The 18,144-nt window shown below is 59.7% G+C and carries 14 protein-coding genes, 2 tRNA genes and 1 riboswitch; of the genes, 10 read left to right on the forward strand and 6 right to left on the reverse strand.

The annotated features are described in order from the left end of the window. Window positions 1-35: 35 nt before the first annotated feature. Window positions 36-101, forward strand: a riboswitch (S-adenosyl-L-homocysteine riboswitch). Between the two features lie 70 nt (window positions 102-171). Together ahcY and metF are read left to right on the forward strand one after the other, a co-directional pair. Further along, a complete protein-coding gene (gene ahcY, locus GSR16_RS02035; RefSeq protein ID WP_159874920.1) occupies window positions 172-1,572 on the forward strand; it encodes an adenosylhomocysteinase in 1,401 nt (466 codons plus the stop codon). 135 nt (window positions 1,573-1,707) lie between these two features. After that, window positions 1,708-2,544 carry a methylenetetrahydrofolate reductase [NAD(P)H] gene (gene metF, locus GSR16_RS02040; RefSeq protein WP_159874921.1) on the forward strand — a complete coding sequence of 279 codons (837 nt, stop codon included), beginning with the start codon at window positions 1,708-1,710 and terminating at the stop codon, window positions 2,542-2,544. Window positions 2,545-2,593: 49 nt separating this feature from the next. Here the strand turns inward: metF and GSR16_RS02045 are convergent, their stop codons facing one another. The 3 genes from GSR16_RS02045 to GSR16_RS02055 all read right to left on the reverse strand — a co-directional run bounded on the left by GSR16_RS02045 (window position 2,594) and on the right by GSR16_RS02055 (window position 6,128). Further along, entirely contained in the window at window positions 2,594-4,468 is a 1,875-nt protein-coding gene (locus GSR16_RS02045) for a sensor domain-containing diguanylate cyclase (RefSeq protein WP_159874922.1), read from the reverse strand. 10 nt (window positions 4,469-4,478) lie between these two features. After that, window positions 4,479-5,525 (reverse strand): ABC transporter substrate-binding protein, encoded by a 1,047-nt coding sequence (locus GSR16_RS02050; RefSeq protein ID WP_159874923.1) that lies wholly within the window; start codon window positions 5,523-5,525, stop codon window positions 4,479-4,481. Between the two features lie 117 nt (window positions 5,526-5,642). Further along, window positions 5,643-6,128 (reverse strand): Lrp/AsnC family transcriptional regulator, encoded by a 486-nt coding sequence (locus GSR16_RS02055; RefSeq protein WP_089085887.1) that lies wholly within the window; start codon window positions 6,126-6,128, stop codon window positions 5,643-5,645. A 445-nt stretch (window positions 6,129-6,573) separates the two neighbouring features. On the opposite strand from GSR16_RS02055, the gene hppD reads away from it, so the two are divergent. The 7 genes from hppD (at window position 6,574) to GSR16_RS02090 (ending at window position 11,812) form a co-directional block, all read left to right on the forward strand. Then, window positions 6,574-7,656, forward strand: coding sequence for a 4-hydroxyphenylpyruvate dioxygenase (gene hppD, locus GSR16_RS02060; RefSeq protein ID WP_159880700.1), 1,083 nt, complete (start codon window positions 6,574-6,576; stop codon window positions 7,654-7,656). A 95-nt stretch (window positions 7,657-7,751) separates the two neighbouring features. Continuing rightward, a complete protein-coding gene (locus GSR16_RS02065) occupies window positions 7,752-8,882 on the forward strand; it encodes a homogentisate 1,2-dioxygenase (protein ID WP_159874924.1) in 1,131 nt (376 codons plus the stop codon). A 58-nt stretch (window positions 8,883-8,940) separates the two neighbouring features. Further along, complete coding sequence (locus GSR16_RS02070) at window positions 8,941-9,924, forward strand: fumarylacetoacetate hydrolase family protein (protein ID WP_159874925.1); 984 nt, start codon at window positions 8,941-8,943, stop codon at window positions 9,922-9,924. Then, window positions 9,917-10,561: a maleylacetoacetate isomerase gene (gene maiA / locus GSR16_RS02075; protein ID WP_159874926.1), complete on the forward strand. Its 645-nt coding sequence runs from the start codon at window positions 9,917-9,919 to the stop codon at window positions 10,559-10,561. The genes GSR16_RS02070 and maiA overlap by 8 nt, the downstream gene beginning before the upstream one ends. 158 nt (window positions 10,562-10,719) lie before the next feature. Beyond that, window positions 10,720-10,795 (forward strand) — tRNA-Phe (locus GSR16_RS02080). A 19-nt stretch (window positions 10,796-10,814) separates the two neighbouring features. Beyond that, window positions 10,815-10,890 (forward strand) — tRNA-Phe (locus GSR16_RS02085). 127 nt (window positions 10,891-11,017) lie between these two features. Then, window positions 11,018-11,812, forward strand: coding sequence for a Cof-type HAD-IIB family hydrolase (locus tag GSR16_RS02090; RefSeq protein ID WP_159874927.1), 795 nt, complete (start codon window positions 11,018-11,020; stop codon window positions 11,810-11,812). A 78-nt stretch (window positions 11,813-11,890) separates the two neighbouring features. Here the strand turns inward: GSR16_RS02090 and ptsG are convergent, their stop codons facing one another. From ptsG to GSR16_RS02105, 3 genes are all read right to left on the reverse strand, one after another. Next, the gene (gene ptsG, locus GSR16_RS02095) at window positions 11,891-13,669 is read right to left on the reverse strand and encodes a PTS glucose transporter subunit IIBC (protein ID WP_159874928.1); all 1,779 of its coding nucleotides are present in this window, start codon (window positions 13,667-13,669) and stop codon (window positions 11,891-11,893) included. Window positions 13,670-13,759: 90 nt separating this feature from the next. Then, window positions 13,760-16,273, reverse strand: coding sequence for a phosphoenolpyruvate--protein phosphotransferase (gene ptsP, locus GSR16_RS02100; RefSeq protein ID WP_159874929.1), 2,514 nt, complete (start codon window positions 16,271-16,273; stop codon window positions 13,760-13,762). 412 nt (window positions 16,274-16,685) lie between these two features. Next, a complete protein-coding gene (locus GSR16_RS02105; RefSeq protein WP_159874930.1) occupies window positions 16,686-17,078 on the reverse strand; it encodes a DoxX family protein in 393 nt (130 codons plus the stop codon). A gap of 126 nt (window positions 17,079-17,204) precedes the next feature. On the opposite strand from GSR16_RS02105, the gene GSR16_RS02110 reads away from it, so the two are divergent. Further along, window positions 17,205-18,122: a LysR family transcriptional regulator gene (locus GSR16_RS02110; protein ID WP_159874931.1), complete on the forward strand. Its 918-nt coding sequence runs from the start codon at window positions 17,205-17,207 to the stop codon at window positions 18,120-18,122. The last annotated feature ends 22 nt before the right edge of the window (window positions 18,123-18,144 follow it).

An 18,144-nucleotide genomic window follows, 5' to 3' on the forward strand; every position in this document is an offset into this window, starting at 1 on the left:
ATTCACATTTTTGCGTCTCTAGGTATAATTACGGCATTCCCGAGGAGCGCTGCGAGGTCAATCCCCAGGCTCGGGCTTCTTGCAAACGGCGCTCACCTGACTAAACTCCGTGCCGATGCCGGAATAGCGGGTGAGCCGCGTTCCGGCCGGCGTGTGAAAGGACTTTGCACGATGGCTGAATTCACCGATTTTCACGTAGCTGACATCAATCTTGCTGCCTGGGGGCGCAAGGAACTGGCAATCGCCGAAACCGAAATGCCGGGCCTGATGGCATTGCGTGAAGAATATGCCCATCAGAAGCCGCTGCGTGGTGCCCGCATTGCCGGTTCACTGCACATGACCATCCAGACTGGTGTGCTGATCGAAACCCTGGTGGAGCTGGGTGCCGATGTACGCTGGGCTTCCTGCAATATCTTCTCCACGCAAGACCACGCTGCTGCAGCCATTGCCGCGGCCAATATCCCGGTGTTTGCCTTCAAGGGTGAAAGCCTGGATGAATACTGGGAGTTCTCCCACAAGATCTTCGAATGGCCGGAAGGTCAGGAAGCCAACATGATTCTGGATGATGGTGGCGATGCCACCTTGCTGCTGATGCTGGGCAGCAAGGCCGAGCAAGACCGCAGCGTCATCAGCCACCCGTCCAACGAAGAAGAAACCGCGCTGTTTGCTGCCATTGCCCGTTACCTGGAAGTGGACCCGCACTGGTATTCCAAGCGCCTGCCGCATATCAAGGGCGTGACCGAAGAAACCACCACCGGCGTGCATCGTCTGTACCAGATGCAAAAAGAAGGCCGTCTGCCGTTCCCGGCCTTCAACGTCAACGACTCGGTGACCAAGTCCAAGTTCGACAACCTGTACGGCTGCCGCGAATCGCTGGTGGATGGCATCAAGCGCGCCACCGACGTGATGATTGCCGGCAAGGTGGCCGTGGTATTGGGTTACGGTGATGTGGGCAAGGGTTGCGCCCAGAGCCTGCGTGGCCTGGGTGCCACCGTATGGGTGACCGAAGTGGACCCGATCTGCGCGCTGCAAGCGGCGATGGAAGGCTACCGCGTGGTACGCATGGATGATGTAGCCGATCAGGGCGACATCTTTGTCACCACCACCGGTAATGTGTCGGTGATTACCCACGAGCACATGGCCAAAATGCGCAATAACGCCATCGTGTGCAATATCGGCCACTTCGACAGCGAAATCGAAGTCGCCAGCCTGCGTCAGTACCAGTGGGACAACATCAAGCCGCAGGTTGACCACATCATCTTCCCGGATGGCAAGCGCATCATCCTGCTGGCCGAAGGCCGTCTGGTAAACCTGGGCTGCGCCACCGGCCACCCCAGCTTCGTGATGTCCAACTCCTTCACCAACCAGGTGCTGGCGCAGATGGAAATCTTCCAGCACGGTGAAAAGTACGGCAAGGAAGTGTATGTGCTGCCCAAGCATCTGGACGAGAAGGTGGCCCGTCTGCACCTGAAGCGTATCGGTGCCAATCTGACCGAACTGTCCGACGAGCAGGCCGCCTACATCAGCGTGCCGAAGCAGGGTCCTTATAAGCCGGCGCACTATCGTTATTGATAGCGGGCTGTAAGGCAAACGGACAGGGCAGGGTATGATGCACCTGTCCGTTTTTCTATCCGCGGGCCGCTACCGCTGCGACACGCTGCAGTATAAAAACAAAGCCTGCCGCCCCGAGCAGGGACAGAGACGATCATGAACGAACAGAAAAAAACCTTCAGCTTCGAGTTTTTCCCGCCCAAGACCCCCGAAGGCGTGGCCAAGCTGCGTACTACCCGCCAGCAACTGGCCCAGTTCAAGCCGCAGTTTTTCTCGGTGACCTTCGGTGCCGGCGGCACCACCCGCGATGGCACCCTGTCCACCGTGCTGGAGATCCGCAGCGAAGGGCATGCCGCGGCACCGCACCTGTCGTGTATCGGCTCGACCCGGGAAAACATCAGCGCCATCCTCAATGAATACCGCAATCACGGCATCCGTCACATTGTGGCGCTGCGTGGTGACATGCCGTCCGGCATGGTGGCTGCCGGTGAATTCCGCTATGCCAATGAGCTGGTCGAGTTCATCCGCAGCGAGCATGGCGAACATTTTCATATCGAAGTGGCCGCCTATCCGGAATTCCACCCACAGGCCAAGTCGGCCGAGGACGACCTGAACAATTTCGTGCGCAAGGTGAAAGCCGGTGCCAATTCGGCCATGACCCAGTACTTCTTCAATGCGGATGCCTACTTCCGCTTTGTCGATGAAGCACAGGCACGCGGTGTGGACATTCCCATCGTGCCGGGCATCATGCCGATTGCCAACTTTGGCCAGCTATGCCGCTTCTCCGATATGTGTGGGGCCGAAGTGCCGCGCTGGCTGCGTCAACGCATGCAGTCCTACTACGATGACACGGCGTCGATTCGTGCGCTGGGCCTGGATGTGGTGACCGAGCTGTGTGACCGCCTGCTGGCTAATGGTGCGCCGGGCCTGCATTTCTACACCCTGAACCAGGCTGGTCTGGTGTCTACCGTGTGGCAGCGGCTGGGTCTGTAAGCTTCCACGATTCCCGATCAAATAGCCCGGCATTGCCGGGCTATTTTGTTCATGGGTGCGGATCTGCTATCTGGTTTGTCATGGCTGAAGGCACACCGGCGCTGGCCACTTGGTTGCGTCCCTGGTTCTTGGCCCGGTAAAGCGCCCGGTCGGCATCGCGCATCAGCATGTGCTCGGCATCATGCCGTTCATGCAGGGTGGCTACGCCGATACTGATAGTCACCCGGTCGCCTGTGCTGCTCTTGCGATGGGCAATGGCCAACTGCCAGATGGCCTGCCGAATCCTTTCGGCCAGCACGCCGGCCTGCTCGCTGTTTCTGCCCGGCAATAGCACACCAAATTCCTCACCACCTACCCGTGCGGCAAGGTCTTGCACTTCTGGCAACTGGGCATGAATGCATTGCGCCACCTGGCGCAGGCATTGGTCGCCGGCCAGGTGGCCATAGCTATCGTTGAATTGCTTGAAATAGTCGATATCAATCTGCAGCACGCTCAGTGGGCTTGCTTCTGTCCTGGCTTGCTGGAAGCACTGGGTGAGCTGTTCATCAAAATAGCGCCGGTTGGCAATGCCGGTCAGGCCATCGCTGAATGCCATGCGAGCCAGATCAGCATTGGCATTGTGCAGTTGCTGCTGAGTGCTGCTCAATGCCTGCAACTGCTGGCGGCGGATGATGGTGTTGGCCAGGGTTTCGCCCAGCAGCCGAGCTTGCTGCTGTTCCTTGCCCTGCCAGCGGCGCGGACGGCTGACCATGTCGCAGCCAAACAGGCCAACCGGTCGGCCCATGTGGTCGATACGCAGCATGAACAGGCTTTGTACTTGATGGGCTTCCAGCTCCAGGCGCTCCTGCTGTGCGCTAGCCGGGAGATCTGCCAGCGCATCCAGGGACAGCAGGCCGAAGCTTTGCAATTGCTGCCAGGCCCAGCTGCGCTGCAGCATGTTTTGTCCCAGCAGGGTGTGAGTAGTGGGCTGGATGCCGGATGCACACCATTCATGCACGGTATTGACCAGCCAGTCATCGGAAAAACTGATCAGATAACAGCGTTCCACTTGCATGAATCGTCCGATTTCTCCCAGTGCCATATCAGTGGCCTGATCGATATCCCGTAATGGAACATTGATGAAACGTGTGGAGATAGCCGCGATCAACTGCTGAAAACTTAACAGCTGGTTGAGCTCTTTTGTGCGCTCGGTCACCAGTTCGGCCAACTGGTCACGGTGGCTGGCCAGCTCGGTTTCAATCGTCTGCCGCTCTGCCAGATGGCGGTTGATATTGTTGCTCATGCCGCGAAAGGCACGGGCCAGCTCGCTCAGCTCATTATCGGTGTGTTGTTGTGGCTGGCCGGGGAGCAGGGGCGGCAGCTCCGTGCCGGGTTGATAGCTGCGCACGGTATGGGCCATGCCCTGCAATGGTTTGACCAGACGCCGGTTGAACAGCCACCACAGCAGCAAGGCCAGCCCAAAAAATTCCAGCAGGAACTGCAAGGCCGAACTGGCCACTTCCTGCCAGATGGCGTGGTAGATATGCTGGCGCGACACGGTCAGCTGTAGCGTGCCTATGCTCTCCATACTGTGGGGTGCGAGCAACTGCAGCCGGTATGTGCCACTGTTCAGCTGGTCGGACAATTCCGGGTTTTCATAGCGTAGCGACTGGCCCAGCTCGGTGCGTAGTTCAACACTCTGTACGCCGGGCATCTGGCCAATCAGGCGCAATTGCAGTTGCAGGGCTGGTATATCCACATCCCAGGCACTTTGTCCCAGTAGCGGCAGGTAAAGTCGTGACACGGTGCTCGGGATGGCATCCATTTGCCGCTGGCCATCGCGCAGCACCTGCCCTGCTTTCAGTGCGGTTACTACCACGCCAAACAGCAGGGTATACAGCAGCAGTTGCCAGATCAGCTGGCGGGTGAGTCTGCGCGTGGGCATGGACAAGCTCCTAGTTCAGCAAGGTGCTGAAGTCGAAGGCATAGCGCTGCAAGGCCGGGTTGGCGAATTTGCTGAACTGCTTGAAACGGATGCCCCTGAAGTCATTATCGGCGAATAACTGCAAAAAGCGCTGGGCTTGTGCGCTGGAGACAGTACTGAACACCGCAGGTCGCAACTGCAGGCCTTCACTGGCAAAATCCTGGCCGTGCTGGTAGTCGTACAATAACACCAGGCTCCAGGCACCCATCATGAAATGGCCTGCAGCCAGTGCGCTCAGGCGGCCATCCCGCCGCTCGCACATGGCCTGGCGTGAATTGTTGATGGCACTGAGCAGTACCTGTTTGCCGGGCTGTTTGCCGCTACGCGTGATGGCTTCTTCCAGACCGAATGCCATCTCGTCATTGGCTGCCCAGACAATATTGATCTGTGGATAGCGCTGCAGCAGCCACAGCCCTTGTTGCAGTGCGCGCTGGCGCTCCCACTCTCCGTAAACCAGTTGGGTCAGACGGGCCGATGGATGGGCGGCAAGGACGCGCCTGGCACCGTCTACCCGCTCGGTGGAGGCCGGGGTGGAGCGATCTCCAGCCATCATCAGGACATTGAGCGGGGTTCCGGGTGTAAAGCGCTGGCGGGCTTCATCCAGGAGTGCCTGCATGGTAAGGCTGCCGGCCATGGTATTGTCCGGGGCCAGAGATCCCAGCCAGTGCCTGAGCCGCTGGCGTGGCAGACCGCTGGCCTGCAGCTGGGCGGGGGTAAGTTGATTGAAGCTGATGAAGCAGGGGATGCCAGCCTGATCGGCCATTGACAGCATGGCAGGACCGGCAAGCTTTTCGTTAACCAGCAGTAGGTAGTCCGGCTTGCGTACGCGCTGGGTGACAGTGCGGGTCAATGTCATCATCTGCACCGGATCCCGTTCGGCGTATAGCACTTCCAGCTGGATATCCAGCTGACTGGCTGCTGCCTGCATCGCCCGGCTGGCACTGAGCCAGAAGGCCTCGTTCGCACGCCCCGGCGAGATGAAAGTGACCGAAAATGCCCATGCCTGGCTGTGCAACATTATTGCAACAACCAGGGCAAGGATACGGAGCTGTCGAGTCACCTGCATGCCGGGGGCCTTTATTCATTCCTCCTGCATATTGCGGACTGCGCAGAGATTTGCTGGATGCCTGCCGGCTTAAAGACTTCTGAGCTGGCTGAGCGGCAAGGAGGTCGTGCGCTTGATTTCTTTCAGGACGAAACTGGATTTTACATCTTCCACACCTTGCTGTTGTAACAGTTCATCCATCACAAAACGTGAAAAGTGTTCCAGATCTTCAAAATAAACTTGCAACAGGTAGTCCATTTCCCCTGTCATTGCAAAGCAATTGATAACTTCCGGCCAGCGCTGGACTGCATCAATAAAACTTTGTACATGCGTGTTGCCACGCTTCTCCAGCACCACGCGCACATAAGCCTGCAAACCAAGGCCGATTTTGGCCGGGTCCAGCAACGCCACATACTGGCGAATGACACCAGACTCCTCCAATTGCTTGAGGCGTCTGAGACAGGGGGAAGGAGAGAGGGCTACTCTTTCCGCAAGCTCCACATTGGTCAACCTGCCATTGAGCTGCAGCTCGGACAGGATGCGCAAGTCTGTCTTATCTAGCGTAAGACTTGGCATGTAAACTCCTCTGGTTTTAATTTGTTGAAATTATATTTCTAGTTATTGTGTATCCGGGGAATGTTCGCAAGAAAATTGCCAGGCTTTTTCCCTAGAATAAAAAGCCTAACCTGGACATTTTACACGGTGGCATCAGATCACTGGATAATGTCGGCAAAGATAGAGGAGATGCCTGGTGAGACACACAAAACCGTGCCGCCGGGAAACTGAAGCAGTTTCTGCCCTTGGCTGCGGGCAGGCTCGCGCTTGGCTGATATGCTCAAGACGGTGGTGTCATGTGCCAAGTTGCTTCGTCACGTAGCCAGCCCACTCCTCGTTTTCCGGCTTGTCTTTCACTCTGTTGTCTACTGTCTGCCCGGTCATTTTCTTGCCGTCATGCACATCAGCCATAGCCGGCTATGCTGTGATCCAGCGTGCCTGGCTGTGATAACAAAGAGGAGAGATGATGAAAATGGAAGCACTACTGCATAACCCGCTGGCAACCGATGGTTTCGAGTTTGTCGAATACACGGCCCCCACAGCCGAAGGTATTGCCGATTTGCGCCGCTTGTTCCTGTCGCTGGGCTTTGTTGAAGTGGCGCGGCATCGCAGCAAGAATGTCAGCCTGTACCGTCAGGGTGACATCAACTTCATCCTCAACGGCGAGCCCACGCAGCCGGCCAACGAATTCGGCAAGGTACATGGCCCGTCCGCCTGTGCCATGGCCTGGCGGGTGAAGGATGCGGCCAAGGCTTATGAATATGCGCTGGCCCACGGTGCCAAACCCTATGTGCGCCCCATCGGCATGATGGAGCTGAACATCCCGGCGGTGGAGGGTATTGGCGGCTCGGCACTGTACTTTGTCGACCGTTACGGCCCGGCACACAATATCTACGATGTGGATTTCCTGCCGCTGGATGGCGTGGACCAGCACCCGGCTGGTGTCGGGCTGTATGAAATTGACCACCTCACCCACAATGTTATCCGCGGCAATATGGCGAAATGGGCCGGTTTCTACGAAAACATCGGCAATTTCCGCGAAATCCGCTATTTCGACATCGAAGGCAAGCTCACCGGCCTGGTATCCAAGGCCATGACCAGCCCTTGCGGCAAGATCCGCATTCCCATCAACGAATCCTCCGACGACAAGAGCCAGATCGAGGAATTCCTGCGCGAATATCACGGAGAAGGCATCCAGCACATTGCGCTGACCACCCGCGACATCTACCAGACGGTGGAAACGCTGAAGGCAGCCGGCACCCGCTTCCTGGATACGCCGGACACCTATTACGACAAGGTGGACAGCCGCGTGGCCGGCCATGGCGAAGACCTGGCCCGCCTGCGCAAGAACAGCATCCTGATTGACGGCGCACCGGTGGAAGGTGCCGGCATTCTGCTGCAGATCTTCACCGAAACCGTCATCGGGCCGATTTTCTTCGAAATCATCCAGCGCAAGGGCAACGAGGGCTTTGGCGAGGGCAATTTCCGTGCCTTGTTTGAATCCATCGAAGAAGACCAGATCCGCCGTGGCGTCCTGAAGGCGGATTAAGGCAAGGCAGGACAAGGTGGCAGATGGTTGCGCCGTCTGCCTCTGTGCACAGCACTCCCTGCATGGCGGCCAGCCATGCAGGCAAGGAATGGCCCATGCGTAAATGGATAGGATTCCCGCACCGGGAAGGGACAATCTCCCGCCAGGCCCATGCCGATCTGCCGGCAGAGGGCATTTACGAACGCGAAGTAGGGCGCAGCGGTTTTTTTGGCCCTGCCACCCATCTGCATCACAAGCACCCGCCCACCGGCTGGTCGGCCTGGGAAGGTCCGCTCAAGCCGCGTGCCTTCGACCTGAACGAACTGCCCAAGGACGTGGCAGCCCCCTGGTCTGCCCCGCTGGTGTTGCACAACAGCCAGTGCCAGTTGCGCATCTGGACCTGCTCCCAGGCCATGACCCAGCTGTACCGCAATGGTGACGGCGATGACATGCTGTTCATCCATGCAGGCAGTGGCGAGCTGTTTTGCGACTATGGCCATCTGAGCTATCGCGATGGCGACTACATCCTGATTCCCCGTTCCACCAGCTGGCGCATCGAACCGGCTGACACCACCACCATGCTGCTGATTGAAGCCTGCAATGGTGCTTATCAGCTGCCGGACAAGGGCATTGTCGGCCCGCATGCGATTTTTGACGAAGCCATGCTGGATGTCCCGGCCATCGACGATGCCTTCAGGGCACAACAGACCGAAGACGAATGGCAGGTGGTGATCAAGCGCCACAATGTGCTGTCTACCGTCACCTACCCGTTCAATCCGCTGGATGCCATCGGCTGGCATGGCACGGTCGCGGTGGCGCGCATCAACTGGCGCGATATCCGCCCGCTGATGAGCCATCGTTATCATCTGCCGCCCTCGGCACACAGCACCTTTGTGGCCGACGGCTTTGTCATCTGCACCTTTGTGCCGCGCCCGATCGAATCCGACCCCGGTGCGCTCAAGGTGCCGTTCTATCACAACAACGACGACTACGATGAAGTCATCTTCTACCACGCTGGCGACTTTTTCAGCCGCGACAATATCAAGCCCGGCATGCTCACCTTCCACCCCGCCGGCTTCACCCATGGTCCGCATCCCAAAGCCTTTGCCAAGGCCATGAGCGAGCCGAAGAAATTCACCGACGAAGTTGCGGTGATGATTGATACCCGCAGCGCGCTGGAGCAAGGCCCCGGCCTGCCTGCCGTCGAGTGGACCGGCTACGTGGACAGCTGGAAGCCCAAGACCTGAACCTGACACCGGGCGGCTGGAGCGACACGCCATACCGCCCGTCAAGGAAAGCACACCGATGAAACTAGCCACCTACCGCAATCACACCCGCGATGGCCAGCTGATGGTTGTCAGCCGAGACCTCAGCCATGCCCTTGCGGTACCGCATATTGCCGCCAGCCTGCAGGCTGCGCTGGATGACTGGAGCCGCTGCGAGCCCGCCTTGCAGGAAGTCTATGCCGCCTTGAACCAGGGGCCGGTCAACGGTGCGGTCAGCTTTGACCAGTCCGCCTGCCACAGCCCCTTGCCGCGTGCCTACCAGTGGGCGGACGGCAGTGCCTATCTCTATCATGTGGAGCTGGTGCGCAAGGCGCGTGGTGCCGAAGTACCAGCCAGTTTTTATCAGGACCCGCTGATGTATCAGGGCGGCTCGGATACCTTTTTGCCGCCGCATGCCGACATTCCGCTGGCCGATGTCAGCTGGGGGCTGGATTTTGAAGGCGAAGTGGCGGTGATTACCGACGATGTCCCGCTGGGCAGCCAGGCTGGCGACTGCGCCACGCATATCCGCCTGCTGATGCTGGTGAATGATGTCACGCTGCGCAACCTGATTCCAGCCGAGCTGGCCAAGGGCTTCGGCTTCTTCCAGAGCAAGCCTGCCACCGCCTTCTCGCCGGTGGCGGTAACGCCGGACGAGCTGGGCAGCGCCTGGCAGGACAGCAAGGTACATCTGCCGCTGCGGGTGGAATACAACGGCAAGTTGTATGGCCAGCCGCAGTGCGGGGTGGAAATGCAGTTCAACTTCGCCCAACTGGTGGCGCATGTGGCCAAGACCCGCGCGCTGGCGGCAGGCTCCATTGTCGGCTCCGGCACCATTTCCAATCACGACCGTGCCACCGGCTCCTGCTGCCTGGCCGAGCAGCGCATGATCGAGATCATCGAGCAAGGCGCACCCATCACACCCTTCATGCAGCCGGGTGATCAGGTGCGTATAGAAATGCTGGATACCGCTGGCCATTCCATTTTCGGTCGCATCGATCAGAAGGTGATCGCCCATGACTGAGCGTGTCCTGTATGGCTATTACCGCTCCAGTGCCGCTTACCGGGTGCGCATTGCGCTTAACCTGAAAGGCCTGGAATACCGGCAGCAGGCGGTCAACTTACTCAAGGGTGAGCAGCGCGATCCGGCCTATCTGGCGCTCAACCCGCAAGGGCTGGTGCCAGCCTTGCTGGATGGCGGCCAGTTGCTGACCCAGTCGCTGGCCATCTGCGAGTATCTGGACGAGGCCTATCCGGATACGCCAGCCCTGTTGCCGGCCGACCGTTTTGCCCGCGCACGGGTACGGGCGCTGGCCTTGAGCATATGTGCCGATATCCACCCGCTGCACAATGCCCGGGTGCTGAAATATCTGGAAAATGTACTGGCCCAGCCTGAAGCAGAAAAGCTGCAATGGATCCGTCACTGGATTGCCACCGGCTTTGGCGCACTGGAGCAGCAGTTGACGGCGCAGGTGACGCAATATGCCACAGGCGACGTGCCGGGTTTGCTGGATGCCTGCCTGGTGCCACAGGTATTTGCTGCGCGGCGCTTCGGGCTTGATCTGACGCCGTATCCCAACATTGTCCGGATCGATGCCGCGCTGGCGGCCTTGCCTGCCTTTGCCACTGCTCATCCGGCACGGCAGGCCGATGCGGTGTAGTGATCTTGACCCAGCCGGCCCTGAGCCGGCTTTTTTGCCTGCCAAGGCCAAGGCGGAAAATTCCCCCGCATTCTGGCTGTTTTTGAAAAATATCTTGACGCAGTGAGCCGGTTCTGATTTAATGCGTGGCTCTGATGACGCGAAAGCGTAGCAGCGATGGCCAGTTAGCTCAGTTGGTAGAGCAGCGGATTGAAAATCCGCGTGTCCGTGGTTCGATTCCGCGACTGGCCACCACTCACTGCCTTGTTCAGACGGCCAGTTAGCTCAGTTGGTAGAGCAGCGGATTGAAAATCCGCGTGTCCGTGGTTCGATTCCGCGACTGGCCACCAGAATTCACGCAAAAGCCAAGCTCAATGCTTGGCTTTTTGCATTTCTGCTCCCGCTGCAGTGTAGTCCTGCGGCTACATGGCAGTGGGTGTAAAATCGCTTGCTCCCACACTCAAGCGGAGTCCTGCCGTGTACCGTTTCATTGCCTCCGATCTGGACGGCACCTTGCTGGATGAACACCACTGCGTCAACGCGCTGACCGCACAAACCCTGCAACAACTGGAAGCACGCGGTCTGCGCTTTGCGCTGGCCACTGGCCGTCATTATCTGGATGTCAAAGGCATTCGTGATGCACTTGGGATATCCGCCTATCTGATCAGCTCCAATGGCGCGCGGGTGCATGACCCGGACAATCGCCTGATCCACAGCAGCAATCTGGACCCTGCCATCGTGCGCCGTATTGCCCAGCCGGAATTTGCGGCGGGAACCGTGCTGAATTTCTATCTGGACGATGCCTGGCTGATTGACCAACCCTACCAGTACCTGCTGGACTTGCACGCCGACTCCGGCCTGCACTATCAGATTGCGCCCTTGCATCAGCATGATGGAGCAGGGGTGGCCAAGGTCCTCTATATTGCGGACCATGCCCATTTGCTGACCGTCGAGGCCAAGCTGCATCAGGCCCTGGGTGAGCGTGCCTATATCACCTTCTCGGCGGACAATTGCCTGGAGGTAATGGCACCCGGCGTATCCAAGGGCCATGCGCTGCAACTGGTGCTGGACGAGCTGGCTATCGATACGGCTGATTGCCTGGCGTTTGGCGATGGCCAGAACGATATCGAACTGCTGCAAACCGCAGGCCATCCGCGCGTGATGGCCAATGCCCACCCACGGCTGGCATCACAGCTGCCGCTGGCACAAACCGTGGCCAGTAATGTGCAGTCCGGCGTGGCCTTGCATCTGCGCCAGTTATTCGCCTTGTAAGCGTTCTCATCTGCGCTACCGGCGCACCATGAAAAAAGGGCTGCCTGAGGCAGCCCTTGTCGTTTCTGGTGAGCCTGATCAGCCTTGCAAGGCTTGCGCCAGCGCTCCTGCCTTGTCGCCAACGATCAGATGCCAGGTGCCAGGCTGGGTCTGCACGCAGGCCATTACGCCAGCTTCTCGGGCGGCTGCTTCATTCAGGCTGTCGGCTTGCTTCAGCACCACGCGCACACGGGTGTGGGCAATGGCTTCCACCTGTTGCACATTGGCGCGGCCACCCAGTGCGGCCAGGATGGCGGCGGCAGTTGCTGCCAGTTGCGGGTCGGCCGGGCTGGCGGCTACCGCTGCCGGCGCAAGGACTGCCGCAGTGGCTGCGCTGGCAGCTGCGGCCGGCAGTTCGGCATCGTCACCGGCAGTTTTCAGGTAGATCTCCATATCGGTTTTCAGGTTTTCCGATTGCGGTCCGAAAATGGCCTGAATGCCGCTGCCTACTTGTACCACGCCGGATGCACCCATGGCCTTGAGTTTGGCCTGGTCCACCTGGGCCGGGTTTTTCACTGCAATGCGCAGACGGGTGATGCAGGCGTCCAGATTGGTAATGTTGCTGCGACCGCCAAAGGCCAGTACCAGTGCGCGGGCGCGCTGGTCTTCGCTGACCGCATCTTGTGCAGCACCATCTTCGTCTTCACGACCCGGGGTTTTCAGGTTGAACTTGAGAATGACGAAGCGGAACACGCTGTAGTAGATGACGGCGTAGATCGGGCCCAGGATGAACACATACCAGGCGTGGTGCGATTTGTTGCCGATCAGGTTGAACATCAAAAAGTCGATGCCACCTTGCGAGAAGGTGAAGCCCATGTGCATGTCCAGCGAGTTGGCCACAAACTGGGCCGATGCTGCCAGGCAGGCATGGAGGAAGTACAGCACCGGAGCCACGAACAGGAAGGCAAATTCGATGGGTTCGGTAATGCCGGTCAGGAAGGAAGTCAGTGCGGCGGAAATCATGATGCCGCCCACTTTTACCCGGTTTTCCGGCTTGGCGGTGTGCCAGATGGCAATGGCAGCCGCCGGCAGGCCGAACATCTTGAACAGGAAGGCACCGGACAGCACGCCGGCAGTGGCATCGCCAGCAAAGAAGCGGTTGATGTCGCCGTGGATGTGCTTGCCGCTGGCATCGACAAAGTCGCCCATTTCAAAGAAGAAGGGCACGTTCCAGATGTGGTGCAGGCCAAACGGAATCAGCAGACGCTCGACAAAACCATACACGGTGGCAGCTGTGCGCGGGTCGCTGACGGCGGCCCATTGCGAGAAGGTCTTGATGGCGCCACCAATCGGCGGCCAGACGAAGGACAGCACTGCACCCAGCACGATGGCGGCCACCGCGGTGATGATGGGCACAAAGCGCTTGCCGGCAAAGAAGCCCAGGTACTGCGGCAGGCTGATGCGGTAGTACTTGTTGAACATGTAAGCCGCCAGTCCACCGGCCAGAATGCCGCCGAACACACCGGTCTGGATGGACGGCATGCCCATGATGGTGTCGGGTTTCACGCCCAGCAGCCCGGCCATCACGCCCAGCGTGGTGGTCATCACCAGGAAGCCGATGGTGGCGGCAATGGCGGCCACACCGTCGTTTTCGGTAAAGCCCAGCGCCACGCCCACGGCAAAGATCAGCGGCAGGTTGCCGAAAATCACGTCACCGGCGTTTTTCATCAGCGACAGGATGGCCAGCAGCACGGTGCTCTGGGTGTGGAAGTCGGTTGCACCAATGCCCAGCAACAGGCCGGCTACCGGCAGTACGGCAACGGGCAGCATCAGTGCCTTGCCGATTTTCTGCAGAAAAGCGAAGGATTGATCAAACATGATAGTGATTCCTGCGTAATGCTCCCGTCCGGCTCAACTGGCCGGGAGCCAGCACCGTCCGGGGAAAGCCGGACGGCAGGTTGGTCGCGCTTAGCGCGCCTGTTGTGCCAGATGGGCGCGTACTTCAGCCACCGTGCCCAGTGCCAGCACCTGTTGGGCCAGCGTACGGCATTCGTCCATGCTCCAGCGCGCCAGTGTGGCCTTGACGCTGGCCACTGCCGGGGTGCTGACTGACAGCTCGGTCACGCCCAGGCCGACCAGCACCGGGGCCGCACGTTCGTCGGACGCCAGGCCACCGCACACGCCCACCCACTTGCCGTGGGCACGGGCGCCGTCGCAAGTCATGGCAATCATCGCCAGCACGCCCGGGTGCAAGGCATCGGCCTGCTTGGCCAGTTGCGGATGGCCACGGTCCATCGCCAGTACGTACTGGGTGAGGTCGTTGGTGCCGATGGAGAAGAAATCCACTTCCGGCGCAAAACGCGCAGCCAGGATGGCGGCAGACGGTACTTCAACCATGATGCCTACCTTGACGTCGGCATGGCCGCTGCTGGCCTGCTCTTCGGCCAGAATGGCCTTGGCGGCGCGCAGTTCGTCCAGGGACGCCACCATGGGGAACATGATGTGCAGGCGGGTGAGTGGAGCGGCTTGCAGAATGGCACGCAACTGGGTGCGCAGCAGGTCGGGGCGGTCTAGGCTGACGCGGATGCCGCGCAGGCCGAGGAAGGGGTTGTCTTCCTTGGGCAGCGGCAGGTAGGACAGCGGCTTGTCGCCACCTACGTCCAGCGTGCGCACTACCAGCGGGCGATCGCTGCCCAGCTCGCGGGCCACCGCGCAGTATTCGGCAGCCTGTTCGGCTTCGGACGGTGCGGTGTCGCGGTTATCGAACAGGAATTCCGAGCGCAACAGGCCCACGCCTTCGGCACCGGCTTTCACGGCGTCACGGGCATCGGCGGCATTGCGGATATTGGCCACCACTTCGATACGGCTGCCATCGCTGGTCTGGCCCGGCTGTTGCGACATGGCCTGTTCGGCGGCACGACGTTCAGCCAGGCGGGCAATGGCGGCTTCCGCCTCGGCCTTCTCGGTGGCGGTGGGGGCAATGTTCAGGGTACCGGCGGTGCCGTCCAGAATCACTTCACGGCCATCTTGCAGAGCCAGCGCAGCTTGCGAGATGCCGCAAATGGCCGGAATGCCCAGCGAGCGGGCCAGAATGGCCACATGGCTGGTGGCTCCGCCGGTGCGGGTGCAGAACCCCAGTACCTTGCTGGGGTCCAGCGCAGCGGTGTCGGACGGTGCCAGGTCTTCGGCAATCAGGATGGAACCGGCCGGTACATCCAGCTCGGCTTGCTTGACGCCAGCCAGCAAGGCCAGCACGCGGCGGCCCACATCGCGGATGTCGTTGGCGCGTTCACGCAGCAGGGCGTTGTCCTGCGCTTCCAGGCGGGCAGAGTAGGCGCTGAAGGCGGCACGCCAGGCCCAGGCGGCGGATTTGCCATCGGCAAGGCCTGCATAGGTCAGGGCCAGCAGGTCCGGGTCTTGCAGCAGTTCCTGATGCATGGACAGGATGGCGCGCTTTGCCTGGTCTTGCAGCTGGGCCTTGATGGTTTCAATCTGCTCGGCAGCTTCTTCGGTCGCGCGGGTGAAGTTTTGCTGTTCCACCACGCCGGCGGCACCGGCTTCCACTACGTCGAATTCTTGCAGGCGGTGATGGAAGATGCGGCCAATGGCGATGCCGGGCGAAGCACCCACGCCAGCCAGCACGCCAGCGCTGTCCTGTTGCACTGGCTGGGCAGCAGCCGGGGCAGCTGCGGCGGGCGCTTCGTCCAGGCTCTCACCGCAGCGGTCCAGCAGCAGTTGGGACAGTTCGGCAATGGCAGTGGCGGCATCCGGACCGGTGGCCAGTACCCGCACCTGATCGCCATTGACGGTAGCCAGGCCCATGATGCCGACCACGGATTTGGCATTGGCCACCTTGTCGCCCAGTTGCAGCTGGATATCCGCGGCAAAGCGTTTGGCGGCGCTGGCAAACACGGCTGCCGGACGAGCATGCAGGCCGGCCGGGTTGGTCAGGGTGATGGTTTCCGAACTCAGGGTTTCGCCTTCGGCCTGGCTGGCGGCTTCTGCGCTGCCTTGCAGGTCCAGCGTCATGATGATGCTCTTGCCTGCTTCTACCAGACCGCTGGCGCAGGTGAGCTTCTCCACCACTTCACCATTGGTGATGATGATCTGGGTGAGCAGGCTGGGGGCGGTGCAGGCCACCAGGTCGAGGTCGAAGTCGATCAGCGGCTGACCAGCCTTCACCTGCTGGCCTTGTTCTACCAGCGGTACAAAGCCTTCGCCCTTGAGCATGACGGTGTCGATGCCGATATGCACCAGCACTTCGACACCATTGTCCGAGGTAATGGTCAGCGCATGATGTGCTGTGTGGATATTGCTGACGATGCCGGTGACTGGGGCCAGCAGCGAGCAGGAAGTCGGGTCCAGGGAAATGCCGTCACCCACCATTTTGCCGGCGAAAACCGGATCGGGGACGGTATCCAGAGCGACCAGCCACCCGGAAAGGGGGGCCAGAATGTCCAGTCGTGGCGCGGGAGAGCCCATGTGAAACTCCTCAGGAGTTGATTGCAACAGTTATTTTATTACGAGCGATTGTTGGGGCAGGATTAAGCCGCAACTCGGCGCGTAAGGCAAGTGCCTAATCAGCCTGTTAAACGCAAGAATATTGTTATTGCAGGATTAAACCTGTTTTTGCCACTGGATGTGTAGGCAGATTGCAACGCCTGTATGATGCCAATATTGTAATTTAGCTACAGCTTTGATGTGAAACTGGCTTGATGGCCGTCAATAAAATGCATTCTTGCTTGCGGCCACCATGCCACAGTAGTGGCGTGGTGGCCGCAACCATTCAGCATAGCGGGATGCGGCGGTGGAGCAAGCGCGCAGCGCGGCGGGAAATGAAAACGCGACCCGTCTGGCTGGACGGATCGCGTGAAGTGTGGAATGGCGTGACAGATTACTGTTGCGCTGCCCGGCCCGGCTGCTCACCCATGAAGAACAGTGCCAGCGAGCTGGTGATCAGGAAGGCTGAGTATTCCCAGCCGCCCCCCTGATTGGTGAACATCCAGCCATTGGCACCATGCACCAGTGCGATGGTACCGGCCAGCAGCGGCACCAGCGCCAGCGCAACCCAGCGTGCTTTCAGTCCCAGGATCAGCAGCAGACCGCCACCGATTTCAGCTGCCATCGACAGGTAGCCGACAAAACCGGGCAGGCCAAGGCTGGAAAAGAACTGCGCGGTACCGGCCGGGCCAAATACAAACAGCTTGGTGGCACCATGTGCCAGATACATCAGGCCCAGGGATACGCGCAGAATCAGGGCAGAAAGGGCTGGAGAGGTGGTTTGCATGGTAAGGCTCCTGTAGCGGTTAAAGCCCGTATGGGGTGGGCTGTTGCAATGAGGGCATTTGACCATGAGCTGATGGTTGAATAAATATGCTATAAATGAAGAAATTATTTACTAATTGGAAATTATATGGACAGATTCTCGGAAATCCGCGCATTTGTCACCGTGGCGGAGCAGGGCAGCTTTGCCGCCGCGGCCGACAGGCTGGATCTCTCGCGCGCCATGGTCACCAAGCTGGTGTCGGCACTGGAGGCGCGCCTTGGCGTCCGGTTGATGCATAGGACAACCCGTCGCCTGTCGCTAACCGAGGCAGGTGAAACCTATCTGGCGCAGGGCGGGGCCTTGCTTGCCGAGCTGGAGGATCTGGATGCCCTGCTGTCGCAAGGTGCGAGTAAGGCTAGTGGCCGCTTGCGGGTGACGGCACCGGTTTCTTTCGGCATGCGCTTTCTGGGGCGAGCGATTGCCGGCTTCCAGCGCCAGCATCCGCAGGTTGAAGTGGAGCTGTCGCTGAACGATCGCAAGGTGGATCTGGTGGAAGAGGGATTTGACCTTGCAATCCGGGTGTCCAATCTGGCTGACTCCAGCCTGATTGCCCGTCCGCTGGCCAAAGTGCGCGACCGGCTGTGTGCGTCTCCGGATTATCTGCTGCGTCATGGCGTGCCGCAGCACCCGGACGAACTGGCGCAGCATGATTGTCTGATCTACACCCTGACCAGCCAGCCCAATCTGTGGGAATACCAGTGTCCGGACGGCAGCACTGGCAAGGTGCGGGTAAAAGGCAGCTTGCGTGCCAATAATGGCGATATCCTCACCGATGCCGCCATTCAGGGCATGGGGATTACCCGCCAGCCGGAATTCCTGCTGCAGCAGGCATTGGAGACCGGGCAGCTGCAAACCATTCTGGATGATTTCGGCCTGCTGTGTCTGGATGTCTCGGCGGTTTACCCAGTGCGCCGCCATGTGCCAGGCAAGGTACGGGTTTTTGTCGATTTCCTGGTGGAGTTCTTTGCCCAGCAAAAAAACAGCCCATCGTATGACGGGCCGTAAACTGACTGAAAGTGGGATCTGC

Origin of the sequence: Aquitalea denitrificans (genome assembly GCF_009856625.1) — a bacterium.
Classification (GTDB): domain Bacteria; phylum Pseudomonadota; class Gammaproteobacteria; order Burkholderiales; family Chromobacteriaceae; genus Aquitalea; species Aquitalea denitrificans.

Excerpts from the sequence above, each read along its gene's own strand:
- ahcY (WP_159874920.1), top strand. The coding sequence starts at position 172 with ATGGCTGAATTCACCGATTTTCACGTAGCTGACATCAATCTTGCTGCC.
- metF (WP_159874921.1), top strand. The coding sequence starts at position 1,708 with ATGAACGAACAGAAAAAAACCTTCAGCTTCGAGTTTTTCCCGCCCAAG.
- GSR16_RS02045 (WP_159874922.1), bottom strand. The coding sequence starts at position 4,468 with ATGCCCACGCGCAGACTCACCCGCCAGCTGATCTGGCAACTGCTGCTG.
- GSR16_RS02050 (WP_159874923.1), bottom strand. The coding sequence starts at position 5,525 with ATGTTGCACAGCCAGGCATGGGCATTTTCGGTCACTTTCATCTCGCCG.
- GSR16_RS02055 (WP_089085887.1), bottom strand. The coding sequence starts at position 6,128 with ATGCCAAGTCTTACGCTAGATAAGACAGACTTGCGCATCCTGTCCGAG.
- hppD (WP_159880700.1), top strand. The coding sequence starts at position 6,574 with ATGAAAATGGAAGCACTACTGCATAACCCGCTGGCAACCGATGGTTTC.
- GSR16_RS02065 (WP_159874924.1), top strand. The coding sequence starts at position 7,752 with ATGCGTAAATGGATAGGATTCCCGCACCGGGAAGGGACAATCTCCCGC.
- GSR16_RS02070 (WP_159874925.1), top strand. The coding sequence starts at position 8,941 with ATGAAACTAGCCACCTACCGCAATCACACCCGCGATGGCCAGCTGATG.
- maiA (WP_159874926.1), top strand. The coding sequence starts at position 9,917 with ATGACTGAGCGTGTCCTGTATGGCTATTACCGCTCCAGTGCCGCTTAC.
- ptsG (WP_159874928.1), bottom strand. The coding sequence starts at position 13,669 with ATGTTTGATCAATCCTTCGCTTTTCTGCAGAAAATCGGCAAGGCACTG.
- ptsP (WP_159874929.1), bottom strand. The coding sequence starts at position 16,273 with ATGGGCTCTCCCGCGCCACGACTGGACATTCTGGCCCCCCTTTCCGGG.
- GSR16_RS02105 (WP_159874930.1), bottom strand. The coding sequence starts at position 17,078 with ATGCAAACCACCTCTCCAGCCCTTTCTGCCCTGATTCTGCGCGTATCC.
- GSR16_RS02110 (WP_159874931.1), top strand. The coding sequence starts at position 17,205 with ATGGACAGATTCTCGGAAATCCGCGCATTTGTCACCGTGGCGGAGCAG.